This is a genomic window from Pseudomonas sp. 05N431 (assembly GCF_056397005.1).
The window spans coordinates 174,936-187,631 of sequence record NZ_JBFTMN010000008.1 but is presented as its reverse complement, the minus strand read 5'-3'; the positions used below and the strand labels follow the sequence as shown (position 1 = coordinate 187,631).

At 56.7% G+C, this 12,696-nt stretch carries 12 protein-coding genes and 1 tRNA gene; 7 read left to right on the top strand and 6 right to left on the bottom strand.

What is annotated here, in order from left to right:
- Window positions 1-89 precede the first annotated feature (89 nt).
- The 6 genes from AC1DIG_RS16220 to queA form a co-directional block, all read right to left on the bottom strand.
- Complete coding sequence (locus AC1DIG_RS16220; protein WP_145015124.1) at window positions 90-644, bottom strand: glycine zipper 2TM domain-containing protein; 555 nt, start codon at window positions 642-644, stop codon at window positions 90-92.
- A 118-nt stretch (window positions 645-762) separates the two neighbouring features.
- Window positions 763-1,677 (bottom strand): protein translocase subunit SecF, encoded by a 915-nt coding sequence (gene secF, locus AC1DIG_RS16215; protein WP_477768105.1) that lies wholly within the window; start codon window positions 1,675-1,677, stop codon window positions 763-765.
- A gap of 9 nt (window positions 1,678-1,686) precedes the next feature.
- Window positions 1,687-3,555, bottom strand: a complete 1,869-nt coding sequence (gene secD / locus AC1DIG_RS16210; RefSeq protein WP_477768104.1) for a protein translocase subunit SecD — start codon at window positions 3,553-3,555, stop codon at window positions 1,687-1,689.
- A 63-nt stretch (window positions 3,556-3,618) separates the two neighbouring features.
- The gene (gene yajC, locus AC1DIG_RS16205; protein ID WP_019693477.1) at window positions 3,619-3,954 is read right to left on the bottom strand and encodes a preprotein translocase subunit YajC; all 336 of its coding nucleotides are present in this window, start codon (window positions 3,952-3,954) and stop codon (window positions 3,619-3,621) included.
- A 43-nt stretch (window positions 3,955-3,997) separates the two neighbouring features.
- On the bottom strand, window positions 3,998-5,113 hold the full coding sequence (tgt, locus tag AC1DIG_RS16200; RefSeq protein WP_162130405.1) for a tRNA guanosine(34) transglycosylase Tgt: 1,116 nt from the start codon (window positions 5,111-5,113) through the stop codon (window positions 3,998-4,000).
- A 14-nt stretch (window positions 5,114-5,127) separates the two neighbouring features.
- A complete protein-coding gene (queA, locus tag AC1DIG_RS16195; protein WP_477768103.1) occupies window positions 5,128-6,177 on the bottom strand; it encodes a tRNA preQ1(34) S-adenosylmethionine ribosyltransferase-isomerase QueA in 1,050 nt (349 codons plus the stop codon).
- Between the two features lie 107 nt (window positions 6,178-6,284).
- Between queA and AC1DIG_RS16190 the strand changes: the two genes are divergently transcribed.
- The 7 genes from AC1DIG_RS16190 (at window position 6,285) to AC1DIG_RS16160 (ending at window position 12,665) form a co-directional block, all read left to right on the top strand.
- Window positions 6,285-6,369, top strand: a tRNA-Leu gene (locus AC1DIG_RS16190).
- Window positions 6,370-6,576: 207 nt separating this feature from the next.
- Complete coding sequence (locus tag AC1DIG_RS16185; protein WP_347929007.1) at window positions 6,577-6,906, top strand: hypothetical protein; 330 nt, start codon at window positions 6,577-6,579, stop codon at window positions 6,904-6,906.
- Between the two features lie 285 nt (window positions 6,907-7,191).
- Complete coding sequence (locus AC1DIG_RS16180) at window positions 7,192-8,388, top strand: hypothetical protein (protein WP_477768102.1); 1,197 nt, start codon at window positions 7,192-7,194, stop codon at window positions 8,386-8,388.
- 47 nt (window positions 8,389-8,435) lie between these two features.
- Window positions 8,436-8,984, top strand: coding sequence for an adenylyl-sulfate kinase (locus tag AC1DIG_RS16175; RefSeq protein WP_477768101.1), 549 nt, complete (start codon window positions 8,436-8,438; stop codon window positions 8,982-8,984).
- Window positions 8,981-9,730, top strand: a complete 750-nt coding sequence (locus AC1DIG_RS16170; protein WP_477768100.1) for a class I SAM-dependent methyltransferase — start codon at window positions 8,981-8,983, stop codon at window positions 9,728-9,730. Before AC1DIG_RS16175 ends, AC1DIG_RS16170 begins: the two co-directional genes overlap by 4 nt.
- A gap of 5 nt (window positions 9,731-9,735) precedes the next feature.
- A complete protein-coding gene (locus tag AC1DIG_RS16165; protein ID WP_477768099.1) occupies window positions 9,736-12,051 on the top strand; it encodes a PEP-utilizing enzyme in 2,316 nt (771 codons plus the stop codon).
- Window positions 12,048-12,665, top strand: coding sequence for a gamma-glutamyl-gamma-aminobutyrate hydrolase family protein (locus AC1DIG_RS16160; protein ID WP_477768098.1), 618 nt, complete (start codon window positions 12,048-12,050; stop codon window positions 12,663-12,665). The genes AC1DIG_RS16165 and AC1DIG_RS16160 overlap by 4 nt, the downstream gene beginning before the upstream one ends.
- Window positions 12,666-12,696 lie beyond the last annotated feature (31 nt).

Below are 12,696 nucleotides of genomic sequence, written 5' to 3'. Positions count from 1 at the left end.
CGCTCCCACAGGGGATGGGTAGTGGGGCATAAATCCTGGGTATAAAAAAAGCACCCGTTCGGGTGCTTTTTTTGAGTCTGGCATTCAGCTTATTTCTGAGCGGGCTGGTTCTGACCCAGGATCAGATGACCGTCCTTGTCGACCGGAATCTGGTTGCCCGGATCACGATCCATCCGCACTTTGCCCTCCTTGCCGCCCAGCGAATACCGAACGTCATAGCCTACGAGCTTGTCGCTGACGTCATTGACCGTCTCGCAACGCCTTTGCATCGTGGTGCTGGTATCGCGCTCCTGCATGCCTTCCTGCACCCTGTTACCGGCGTAACCGCCGCCAACTGCACCGGCGACCGTGGCGAGCTTCTTGCCATTACCGCCACCGACCATGTTGCCCAACAAACCACCGCCGACCGCACCGATCACCGTACCGAGGATCTGATGCTGGTCTTTCACCGGCGCCTGCCGGGTCACAGGCACATCCCTGCACACTTCACGCGGCGTCTTGATCTGTGTTTTGACCGGCTCCACTGCCAGTACTTGCGCATACTCAGGTCCGCCGCTTTTTACCAGGCTGTAGGTGGCAACAGCGCCTCCGGCAGTCACACCGACAGCACCCAATACCGCACCAACCAGTAACGACTTGTTCACTTGAACCTCCTGACCATCACATGCGGGACGTGCCCGCGCTTCTCTCAACCTTGGAGCATAAAAAAAGGCGCGAGTTCAATACTCGCGCCTTCTTGTTATAACGAGAGGAAATAACGCCTCAAGGACGGTCGTCCACTTCCTTCTCGGTATTGGCCGGAGGAATCAGGTCCTCGCTGCTCAGGTTCAGCCAGATCAGCACCACGTTGGCGATGTAGATCGACGAGTAAGTACCCGCCAGAACACCGATAAACAGCGCGATGGAGAAGCCGAACAGGTTGTCACCACCGAAGAACAGCAGCGCTGCAATCGCCAGCAACGTGGAGATCGATGTCGCCATGGTCCGCAGCAGGGTTTGCGTGGTCGAGATGTTGATGTTCTCGATCAGGCTGGCCTTGCGCAGTACACGGAAGTTCTCACGAACCCGGTCGAATACCACGATGGTGTCGTTGAGCGAGTAACCGATGATCGCCAGTACCGCCGCCAGCACCGTCAGGTCGAAGGTGATCTGGAAGAACGACAGGATACCCACGGTCACGATCACGTCGTGGATCAGCGAAACGATTGCACCGACCGCGAACTTCCACTGAAAGCGGAAAGCCAGGTAGATCAGAATGCCGCCCAGCGCCATCAGCATGCCGAGGCCGCCCTGGTCGCGCAGCTCTTCACCGACCTGCGGGCCCACGAACTCGACGCGTTTGACCACAGCCGGGTTGTCGCCGCCGACTTTCTGCAGCGCTTCAGCGACCTGGTGACCCAGTTGCGGGTCTTCGCCAGGCATGCGCACCAGCAAATCGGTGGTGGCGCCGAAGCTCTGAACGATCGCTTCGTGATAACCGGCATCAGTCAGCTGGGAACGAACTTTCAAGACGTCGGCCGGACGCTCGTAGGTCAGCTCGATGAGCGTACCGCCGGTGAAGTCCAGACCGTAGTTCATGCCCTTGTGGAAGCAGCTGAACAACGCCAGAGCGGTAAGGAACAATGTGACGCCGAACGCAACGTTGCGAACGCCCATGAAGTTGATAGTACGTAACATGGCAGCCCCTTAAATCCACAACTTCTTGAAGTCACGACCGCCGAAGATCAGGTTGACCATCGCGCGGGTCACCATGATGGCCGTGAACATCGAGGTAAAGATCCCGAGGGACATGGTCACTGCAAAGCCCTTCACCGGGCCGGTGCCCATGGCAAAGAGGATGCCGCCGACCAACAGGGTGGTCAGGTTGGCGTCGAGAATCGCGGTGAATGCCCGGCCGAAGCCTTCGTTGATTGCCCGCTGCACGGTCATGCCGGCCGCGATCTCTTCACGTATCCGCGAGAAGATCAGTACGTTGGCGTCGACCGCCATACCCATGGTCAATACGATACCGGCGATACCCGGCAGGGTCAGCGTTGCCCCCAGCAGCGACATCAAGGCCAGCAGTAGCACCATGTTCACCGCCAGAGCAACCGTGGCGATCAGGCCGAAGAAGCGGTAGATGGCCATGATGAACAGCGAAACGAACAGCATGCCCCACAGCGACGCATCGATACCCTTGGTGATGTTGTCAGCACCCAGGCTTGGACCGATGGTGCGTTCCTCAGCAAAGTACATCGGCGCCGCAAGACCACCAGCGCGCAGCAGCAAGGCCAGCTCCGAGGATTCGCCCTGGCCATTCAGGCCAGTGATGCGGAACTGAGCACCCAGCGGCGACTGAATGGTCGCCAGGCTGATGATCTTTTTCTCTTCCTTGAAGCTCTGGACCGGCACATCTTTCTCGACGCCGTTGACCATCTGCTTGACGTAAGTCGTCACCGGGCGTTGCTCGATGAAGATCACCGCCATGCTGCGACCGACGTTGGAACGCGTCGCACGGTTCATCAGCTCACCGCCGTGACCGTCCAGACGAATGTTCACTTCCGGCGTACCGTGCTCACCGAAACCGGCCTTGGCGTCAGTTACCTGGTCGCCGGTGATGATCAGGCCACGCTCGATTTGCGCAGGAGGACGCTTGCCCTCACGGAACTCGAAGGTTTCGGAAGTGGCTTTCGAAGCACCAGGCTCTGCCGCCAGACGGAACTCCAGGTTAGCCGTCTTGCCGAGGATACGTTTGGCTTCGGCAGTGTCTTGCACGCCTGGCAGCTCAACCACGATGCGGTTGGCACCCTGACGCTGAACGATCGGTTCGGCAACACCCAGCTCGTTGACGCGGTTACGTACCGTGGTCAAGTTCTGCTTGATGGAGTATTCGCGGATTTCCGCCAGCTTGGCCGGGGTCATCGCCAGACGCAGCACCGATTGACCATTGAGGTCGGCCGGAACAATGTCGAAATCGTTGAAGTTCTTGCGGATCAGCGCACGAGCGTCTTCGCGGGAAGCGTCATCACTGAAACCCAGCTGAATGGCGCCATTGATCTGCGGCAGGCTGCGATAGCGCAGCTTCTCTTTACGCAGCAGGCTCTTGACGTCGCCTTCGTAGACTTTCAGGCGGGCGTCGAGGGCTTTTTCCATGTCCACTTCGAGCAGGAAGTGCACACCACCGGACAAGTCCAGACCCAGCTTCATCGGATGCGCGGCGAGGCTGCGCAGCCATTGCGGGGTGGTTTGTGCCAGGTTCAGCGCGACAACGTAGTCATCACCCAGCGCCTTGCGCACGACGTCTTTGGCTGGCAGTTGGTCTTCCGCCTTGGTCAGGCGCAACAAACCGCCCTTGCCATTGGCCGACAAAGTGGCCGCCTTGACGTTGATCCCGGCATCGTTGAGCGCTTTACTCACGCGATCCAGATCAGCCTGATTGACCTGCAGCGCAGTGCTTGCACCGCTGACCTGAATGGCCGGATCGTCAGGATAAAGATTGGGAGCGGAATAAATCAGACCGATCGCCAGCACCGCCAGGATCAGAATGTATTTCCACAGAGGGTATTTGTTCAGCATCACGCCGCCCGCTTATGACGCGGGGCGCCTTGCGCGCCCCGTCGATTGAGTAGAAGTTGAAACTTAGATCGCTTTTAGCGTGCCTTTTGGCAGCGTGGCGGCGATGGCGCCTTTTTGGAATTTCATTTCGACAGTGTCGGAAACTTCCAGAACAACGAAATCATCTGCCACTTTAGTGATCTTGCCGGCAATACCACCGGTGGTCACAACTTCGTCGCCTTTCTGCAGGCTGCTCAGCAGGTTCTTCTGCTCTTTGGCGCGCTTGGCCTGTGGACGCCAGATCATCAGGTAGAAGATGACCAGGAAGCCGACCAGGAAAATCCACTCAAAGCCGCCGCCCATTGGGCCTGCCGCAGGGGCACCAGCATCAGCCATGGCATTAGAGATAAAAAAGCTCATTTAGCACTCCAGTTGCAAATGTTGAATCTTGGGGTCAGAAAACTCAGTCCAAAGGCGGTACGGGTAACCCGCGTTTGGCGTAGAAGGCATCGACAAAGGCGGCCAATGTACCCTGTTGAATAGCCTCGCGCAAACCAGCCATAAGTACCTGGTAATGGCGCAAATTGTGGATTGTATTCAACATGCTACCCAGCATTTCTCCACACTTGTCCAGATGGTGCAGATAAGCACGGGAGAAGTTCTGGCAGGTATAGCAATCGCAGGTCGGATCGAGCGGCGAATCATCATGGCGATGAAACGCGTTACGGATCTTCAGCACGCCCGTATCAATGAACAAGTGCCCATTGCGGGCATTACGGGTTGGCATCACGCAATCGAACATGTCCACACCGCGGCGCACACCCTCAACCAAGTCTTCCGGTTTGCCAACGCCCATAAGGTAACGAGGTTTGTCAGCCGGCATCTGGCCTGGCAGGTAATCCAGCACCTTGATCATCTCGTGCTTGGGCTCGCCCACCGACAGACCGCCGATCGCCAGGCCATCAAAACCGATCTTGTCGAGGCCTTCCAGGGAGCGCATGCGCAGGTCCTGGTGCATGCCGCCCTGAACGATGCCGAACAGCGCCGCCGTGTTGTCGCCATGAGCGTTTTTCGAACGCTGGGCCCAGCGCAACGACAGCTCCATGGACACCCGCGCCACATCTTCGTCGGCCGGGTACGGCGTGCATTCGTCAAAAATCATCACGATGTCGGAGCCCAGGTCGCGCTGAACCTGCATCGACTCTTCCGGGCCCATGAACACTTTCGCGCCATCAACCGGAGAAGCGAAGGTCACGCCCTCCTCCTTGATCTTGCGCATGGCGCCCAGGCTGAACACCTGGAAACCGCCGGAGTCGGTCAGAATCGGGCCTTTCCACTGCATGAAATCGTGCAGGTCGCCGTGCTTCTTGATCACTTCCGTGCCAGGACGCAACCACAGGTGAAAGGTGTTACCCAGAATGATCTCGGCGCCGGTCGCCTCGATATCCCGCGGCAACATGCCCTTGACCGTGCCGTACGTGCCGACCGGCATGAAGGCTGGGGTTTCGACAGTGCCACGCGGGAAAGTCAGGCGACCACGGCGAGCCTTGCCGTCAGTGGCCAGCAATTCGAAAGACATACGACTGGTGCGACTCATGCTTGATCCTCTGGGCCGCGTGGCGCGGGATTACGGGTGATGAACATCGCATCACCGTAGCTGAAAAAGCGGTATCCATGCTCGACGGCGGCCTTGTAGGCGGCCATGGTCTCGGGATAACCGGCGAACGCCGAAACCAGCATCAACAGCGTGGATTCGGGCAAATGAAAGTTGGTGACCAGGGCATCGACCACATGGAACGGCCGGCCTGGGTAGATAAAGATATCGGTGTCGCCGCTGAACGGCTTGAGCACGCCATCGCGCGCCGCGCTTTCCAGCGAACGCACGCTGGTAGTCCCCACCGCCACCACGCGCCCACCCCGCGCACGGCACGCAGCGACCGCATCCACCACGTCCTGGCCGACTTCCAGCCATTCACTGTGCATGTGGTGATCTTCGAGCTTTTCGACACGCACCGGCTGAAACGTGCCCGCGCCAACGTGCAAGGTCACGAACGCCGTCTCGATACCCTTGGCGGCAATCGCCTCAAGCAATGGCTGATCGAAATGCAGCCCCGCCGTCGGTGCCGCCACCGCGCCCAAACGCTCGGCGTAGACCGTCTGATAACGCTCGCGGTCCGAGCCTTCGTCCGGGCGGTCTATATAAGGAGGCAACGGCATGTGCCCGACGCGGTCGAGCAGCGGCAGCACTTCTTCGGCGAACCCCAGTTCGAACAACGCATCATGACGCGCGAGCATTTGCGCTTCGCCACCACCGTCGATGAGGATCGTCGAACCCGGCTTCGGCGACTTGCTGGAACGCACATGGGCCAGCACGCGATGACTGTCGAGCACCCGCTCGACCAGAATTTCCAGCTTGCCGCCGGAAGCTTTCTGGCCAAACAGCCGCGCCGGAATCACCCGGGTATTGTTGAACACCATCAAATCGCCCGGGCGCAAATGCTCAAGCAAATCAGTGAATTGACGGTGCGCCAGAGCGCCGCTGACCCCATCCAGGGTCAACAGGCGACTACCGCGCCGCTCAGCCAAAGGGTGGCGAGCGATCAGCGAATCAGGGAGTTCGAAAGTAAAGTCAGCAACGCGCATGATGGGGTTCGTCTAGCAGGGCCGGGAAGTCTAGCGGAAATAGTGAAAATTCTCCATGTACCTGATTGACCGACGGTTATCTCATCTCTATACTTCGCCGCCATTGAGCCCTGATGGCGGAATTGGTAGACGCGGCGGATTCAAAATCCGTTTTCGAAAGGAGTGGGAGTTCGAGTCTCCCTCGGGGCACCAAATTAAGAAAGGTCTTGCTTAGCAAGGCCTTTTTTTTCGCCTGTAGAAAAGTGCTGCCGCCCCACTGATCGTTCCCACGCTCCGCGTGGTAACGCATCCCGTGACGCTCCGCGTCACAACTAGGCGGTACCACCCCGCTCTTTCGTCCACCCAAAAAACCTGCGAAAAAATGATTCTGCCCTCATTTTTTCCTCAAGGATTCCCCACATGGAATTACCACTGGAAACAGTCGCCCTCTTCTCCCTCAAGCTCGCTTACGAAACAGAAGATCAAAGCCCGATCCTGCGTGACGACCTGATGATGGGCGACTACCAGCGCGACGTATTCGGCTTGCTGGTACGCAGAGGTGATGTCGAGACCATTAAGGTCAAAGTGGCCGAATGCGTAGGACTGGCACTTGAGGCGATAGGTGGAGCCGGTACGCCGCTGGGTCGGGAGCTGGATAGATTGTCGGGAGACTTCAGCGCTGCGCAGACGCTGGAGCAGCTTGATAGTCCGCTGATTGCGCTTAAGGATTACTTGAAAGACATTCAGTGAGTGATCGGGTTGAGGGCAAGTTGGGGCGCCTGCGCGACGCAAGTGGATGATGGCGATTCGCCAATCGCGTGGTATATTTGAGAATATTGTGCATCTGCAGCCAAGTTTTATTGCTAATTCCCCAAGGAAATTCAATACGATTTTAGTCTGTTTTGCATCGCGACAAGGGTGTACACGCGCTTAGGGAGAAGCGCCAGGGCTAGACCGAACGCTTCTCCGTCTTCGTGCGTTTACATGGTCTGACACTGGTTTTGCCTAGGGAAGCATGAAGGTGCACCTTTTCTTATGAAAAACGTTTATTTGATCAGCAACGTCAATAACGGCGGAAAAACATACCTCGAATACTTGCTGCCAGCGCTCAATGCTCTTCGCGACAAATATCACTGCATAGTACTCCAGACAAATACTGTCGGTATCAGCAAGCACGAAGCAGAACAAATCCTCAACAGTCCGGTTGAGGAAGTGGAACTGACTTTTATCGCAACGCTAAGATCGCAAACAGTCATCTCGAATGACGCCTCGATTGGGCGACTGCTGGACGAATCAAATTTTGGTATTTTTATTGCGCATGGCAATGTCGGCATGCCAATCGAAGACAAATACTATTGCTCCGACTGGACATCGCATTGGGATGCGATTGTTTCTTCTTCCAGATCGCTTTTTGACCTAATCAAAGCAGGCCTACAGCTTTACAGGCATGACAGGCACGCGCTGCGTAAAGTATTTGAAGGGAGATCATTGCGCTCGGACCTTCGAAAAACAAGTGCAATCTCTACACTGCCCGTTAAAATCCCCGAGCCTTTCAGCTTTCCCCCTGACTCTCTGCGAACACCCGATGAGTATGTCGTAGGCCTTCTGCCGACCCAAAAAGGAATATGCCCGAGCGGCGCTTCTCTATATGAAAATATGGAGACCGTTATTAACTCAGTCAAGTCCACTATTCCTCATGCGACATTTATCTTACGCCCGTACATGACTGACTTTGAAGCGCCGTATGTAAAAGAGTTGTGCGGACTGCTTTCTCAGTACCAATGGATCTCAATCGATGAGTCCAAAGAAAGCAGTAAAGAATTCTACCGACGCTGTGACACCATCATTACCGACGCCTCAAGCGGTGGTGTCTCCTATATGCTGAATACCTGCAGACTGCCCATCTATTATGTTCCGGCAGCCAGCGAGAGCAACCCCATCGTCAAGGCCTGGCTGAAACAAATGAATGGCTTGCTGCCGATAGCCAATAGTGGCGATAGCCTTAAAGAAATAGCCATTGAAATCGAATCGCTTACGCCTGAAGAGCATTTCATCAGGTATAAGAAATTCCATGAAGAAGAATACAGCGACCTGCATCATCCGAATGAAGTTTTTCAAGACCTGGTTCAGAAAAAGCATGATTCTAGTTTTCGCTACTGTTCGATCGACTCTTTTGGAGAAATCGACAAGAGTGAAATCAGGGATCAGCAACGCGTCTCGCAACCTTCATGAATCTCAGCTGATTAAAAATTTCTAAACTAAAAACAAGTTAGGTCGATATGACAGATGACCGCGCCGGGCAGGTAGTATGGATTACAGGTCTTTCAGGGGCTGGCAAATCGACCTTGGCCCGTGAATTAGTTGCCGAACTACGAAGCCATGGCCACTCGGTTGTAATGTTAGATGGCGATGAGTTGCGCGACGTATTTGGCGCTGCAACTGCCAACTCACAAAACCATGGGCGTGAGGGGCGATTGGCGTTGGCAATGCAATACGCTCACCTGTGCAAAGTGATTGCCGCGCAGGGGCAGACGGTGGTGATTGCAACCATTTCGCTGTTCCGCGAAGTTCATGCCTGGAACCGTACCCACCTGCCTGGTTATTTCGAGGTTTACTTGAAGGTGCCGGTGGAGGAACTACGCCGCCGGGACCCCAAGGATATATATCGCCGGTTCTACGCGGGCGAGTTGCAGAATGTCGCGGGGCTCGATTTATCGATTGATGAACCGACAGCGGCAGACTGGGTGGTTGAGTTCGAACCTGACCGCCCCCTGCAAACAGTGACAGATGACTTACTACATCGATTTTATAAAAGGAAGTTAGTATGAAAACCGAATGGGATTACACCGCGCTGGCCGACGCTTATTTAAAACGTCCTGACTACGCCGATGCCGCGATCGATGCAATGCTCTCGATTGCAGGTGCCGAGAAAGGCGACAAGTTCTGCGATGTCGGAGCAGGCGTTGCACACCTGACCATGATGCTGGCTGCGCGTGGTCTGGATGTTGTTGCGGTGGAACCTAATGATGCGATGCGCGCGAATGGCATCAAGCGTACCGCAGACCTGGCCAATGTAAGCTGGCACGAAGGAACGGGCGAAGTCACCGGACAAACGTCACAAGCTTTCGACATGGTCACCTTTGGCAGTTCCTTCAATGTCTGCGACCGCCAGCAGGCACTCAAGGAAACCGCGCGCATTCTCAAGCCTCGCGGCTGGTTCGCCTGCATGTGGAATCATCGTCATCTTGATGATCCGATCCAGGCCCGCATCGAAGCCATCATTAAAGAGCGGGTACAGGGTTATGGCTACGGTACTCGTCGTGAAGATCAAACTGCCGTGATCGATGCCAGTGCGCTTTTCGGCCCCGTTGTTCATCTTGATGCGCGTGTCATTCACGAGCAAAGCATTGAAGAGTGCCTGGAAGCCTGGCGTTCTCACGCAACGCTGGAGCGCCAGGCCGGTGCGAATTTCCATGAGGTGATCAGCGCAATCGATGACTATCTGAAAAGCCTTCAGACTGCCTCGATCCAGATTCCGTACTCGACCAATATTTGGGTTGCTCAGTTGAGATAATGCTGATGGCGCTGCATTTCTCTACCAAGGCTGGCACATTGGCCAGCCTGCAAGAGCGGCTCACGTCGGCTCGCATTGCTCCACTGTTGTCGTTCACCGTGAGGGACTGGCAAATCGGTGGGCAAGCCTGTTTTCGTGATATCCAGGGACAGCTGGGGGCCGGTCCCTGGATCGTGCGCTCCAGTTGCCTGCGCGAAGATGGCGCGCAAACTTCCGGTGCGGGAGCCTTTCTCTCGATCCCTGACGTTAATGAATCAGGATTGGTATCGGCCGTTGAACAGGTGATCGCAAGTTATGGCGATGTACACTTGGCAGACGAGGTACTGATTCAACCGATGTTGGGTAACGTGGTTCGTTCCGGCGTTGCCTTTTCCCACGACCCGAACACCTGCGCGCCGTATCGGGTTGTGAACTGGTCGGAAGGCAGTGACACGGCATCAGTCACCGGCGGCATGGGCGGTCGGCTTTGGCAGCAGGCGGCACTTAGCAATGTGCCGCCGCCAGTAAAATTCGCCCCCATGATTGCCTTGCTCGAAGAGTTGCTGGAGCTGTTCGATGGAGCACCGGTCGACTGCGAGTTCGCTATCACACGCGAAGCAGAAGGCGAGGTATTGTGGCTGTTACAAGCCCGGCCATTGATTCTGCCGACACGCCCGGAATCCGAAACAACGCAGGCCGCCCAGCTGGAAAGTATTCAGCGCAAGGTGGCGCGGGGCATGCAGCCGCACCCATTCCTGATTGGCCAGCGTACGGTCTATGGCGTGATGCCGGACTGGAATCCGGCCGAGATTATCGGTATCCGTCCCAAACCACTGGCGCTCTCGCTATATCGGGATTTGGTGACTGACTCCATCTGGGCCTACCAGCGCCACAATTACGGCTACCGCAACTTGCGTAGCTTCCCGTTGATGCCGCATTTCTTCGGGTTGCCGTACATCGATGTGCGCTTGTCGTTCAACTCCTTCATTCCAGCAGACCTTGACGAGGGACTGGCCGGGCGGCTGGTCGATCACTATATCGATCGGCTGCTGGCCGAACCGACACTGCACGACAAGGTGGAGTTCGAGATTGTTTTCTCGTGCTACACATTGGATTTGTCGCAGCGACTGGAGCGTTTGGCCAGTGCCGGTTTCCAGGAGCACGAGCTAGAGGCCATCAGCACCAGTTTGCGCAAGCTGACCAACCGCATCGTTCATCCCAAGGACGGTTTATGGCGCGCCGATGCCAATAAGCTCGACATACTCAATGCGCGACGCGAAGAGTTGCTGGCATCCAACGCCGACCCTTTGGAGCGGATTTACTGGCTGTTGGAGGATGCAAAACGCTACGGCACCCTGCCATTCGCCGGCTTGGCCCGCGCCGGTTTCGTCGCGGTGCAGATGCTTAGATCGCTGGTGACGGTGGGAGTGTTCTCGCAGGCTGACTACGATTGCTTCATGGGGGGCGTCTCAACCGTCAGCGGCCAGTTGGCACGTGACCGGGCGACACTGGACAAGGCGACGTTCCTCGCCCGCTACGGACACTTGCGCCCGGGCACCTACGACATCCTTTCGCCTCGTTACGATGAAGCACCGGAACTCTACTTCGACTGGACCCAGCGTCCATCCACCCCAGAGCCAGTACAACCTTTTTCGCTGACCCTTCCACAGATGCGCGAAATCGTGAAGCAGCAGGAGGCACACGGCCTGGAGCCTGATCCCGTTGGCTTGTTGGACTTCCTGCAAGCCGGTATCGAACTACGCGAGCTGGCCAAGTTCCACTTCACCCGCAATCTCTCGGATGCCCTGGCATTGATTGCTGAAGTCGGCGCCCAGCATGGCATTGGACGCGAAGACATGGCCTATTGCGACATCAGCGCCTTGAAGGAGCTGCACGTTGCGGCAGCAGACCCGAAAGATGTGCTCTTGCGCAGCATTGAACAGGGCAAGGCCCGCTACGAACAGACGCTCAAGATATCGCTGCCGCCGGTGATTACCCGACCTGAGGATGTCTGGTCCTTCGAGTGGCCGGAAACAGCGCCCAACTTCATCACCCAGAAGCAGGTGACAGCCCCCGTGGTGCTCAGCGATGACCGGGAAAAGCTCGCCGGGGCGATTGTCTGCATTCCCAATGCGGACCCAGGTTTTGATTGGTTGTTTGCCTACCCGATTGCCGGGTTGATAACGGCGTGGGGCGGCGCCAACTCGCACATGGCGATTCGTGCCGGTGAGCTTGGCCTGCCAGCGGTGATCGGTGCCGGTGAAGTGCTCTACCGCCGCTGGTCGGCGGCTCAGCGCTTACATCTGGACTGTCCCGGGCGCTGGGTGGAGATGATGGCATGAAGGTCGTTGCCGTCAGCCAGCGTGTGGACGCGTTTCCTGAGCGCGGCGAAAACCGTGATGCACTGGACCAGCGTCTGGTCACCTTGCTTCTGGTTGCCGGATTTATACCGGTGCCGGTACCCAACGGGTTGTACCTGCAAACACTCGATGGAGGGGTGATTCATGATGCCTTGGATGACTGGCTAAACGCGGTATCACCACAGGCCATCGTTCTTTCGGGCGGAAATGACATCGGTCAGTGTTCGGCACGCGACCTGACCGAAGGCCGACTGCTGGACCACGCACGCTCCCACAACCTGCCAGTACTCGGAATTTGCCGGGGAATGCAGATGATCGCGCACTCGGCAGGTGGCGAACTAAAACCGGTTACAGGTCATGTGCGAACCCGGCATAAGTTGTCAGGGCAGATTGTTGCCGAGGTGAACAGTTATCACAGTTTTGCCCTTGCCGACTGCCCGGAAGAGTTTGAGGTTTTGGCGCGAAGTGAAGATGGGGAAATCGAAGCCATCAGGCACCTCCGCCTGCCCTGGGAAGGCTGGATGTGGCACCCGGAACGAGAGGCGTTTTTTGCATCGCACGACGTTCATCGATTGAAGAAGTTGTTCGGTGAATAAAACCTGTATCTGGCCTGAAAGGTCGCACTTG

Coding starts and splice junctions, on each gene's coding strand:
- secF (WP_477768105.1), bottom strand. CDS start 1,677: ATGTTACGTACTATCAACTTCATGGGCGTTCGCAACGTTGCGTTCGGC.
- secD (WP_477768104.1), bottom strand. CDS start 3,555: ATGCTGAACAAATACCCTCTGTGGAAATACATTCTGATCCTGGCGGTG.
- yajC (WP_019693477.1), bottom strand. CDS start 3,954: ATGAGCTTTTTTATCTCTAATGCCATGGCTGATGCTGGTGCCCCTGCG.
- tgt (WP_162130405.1), bottom strand. CDS start 5,113: ATGTCTTTCGAATTGCTGGCCACTGACGGCAAGGCTCGCCGTGGTCGC.
- queA (WP_477768103.1), bottom strand. CDS start 6,177: ATGCGCGTTGCTGACTTTACTTTCGAACTCCCTGATTCGCTGATCGCT.
- AC1DIG_RS16185 (WP_347929007.1), top strand. CDS start 6,577: ATGGAATTACCACTGGAAACAGTCGCCCTCTTCTCCCTCAAGCTCGCT.
- AC1DIG_RS16180 (WP_477768102.1), top strand. CDS start 7,192: ATGAAAAACGTTTATTTGATCAGCAACGTCAATAACGGCGGAAAAACA.
- AC1DIG_RS16175 (WP_477768101.1), top strand. CDS start 8,436: ATGACAGATGACCGCGCCGGGCAGGTAGTATGGATTACAGGTCTTTCA.
- AC1DIG_RS16170 (WP_477768100.1), top strand. CDS start 8,981: ATGAAAACCGAATGGGATTACACCGCGCTGGCCGACGCTTATTTAAAA.
- AC1DIG_RS16165 (WP_477768099.1), top strand. CDS start 9,736: ATGGCGCTGCATTTCTCTACCAAGGCTGGCACATTGGCCAGCCTGCAA.
- AC1DIG_RS16160 (WP_477768098.1), top strand. CDS start 12,048: ATGAAGGTCGTTGCCGTCAGCCAGCGTGTGGACGCGTTTCCTGAGCGC.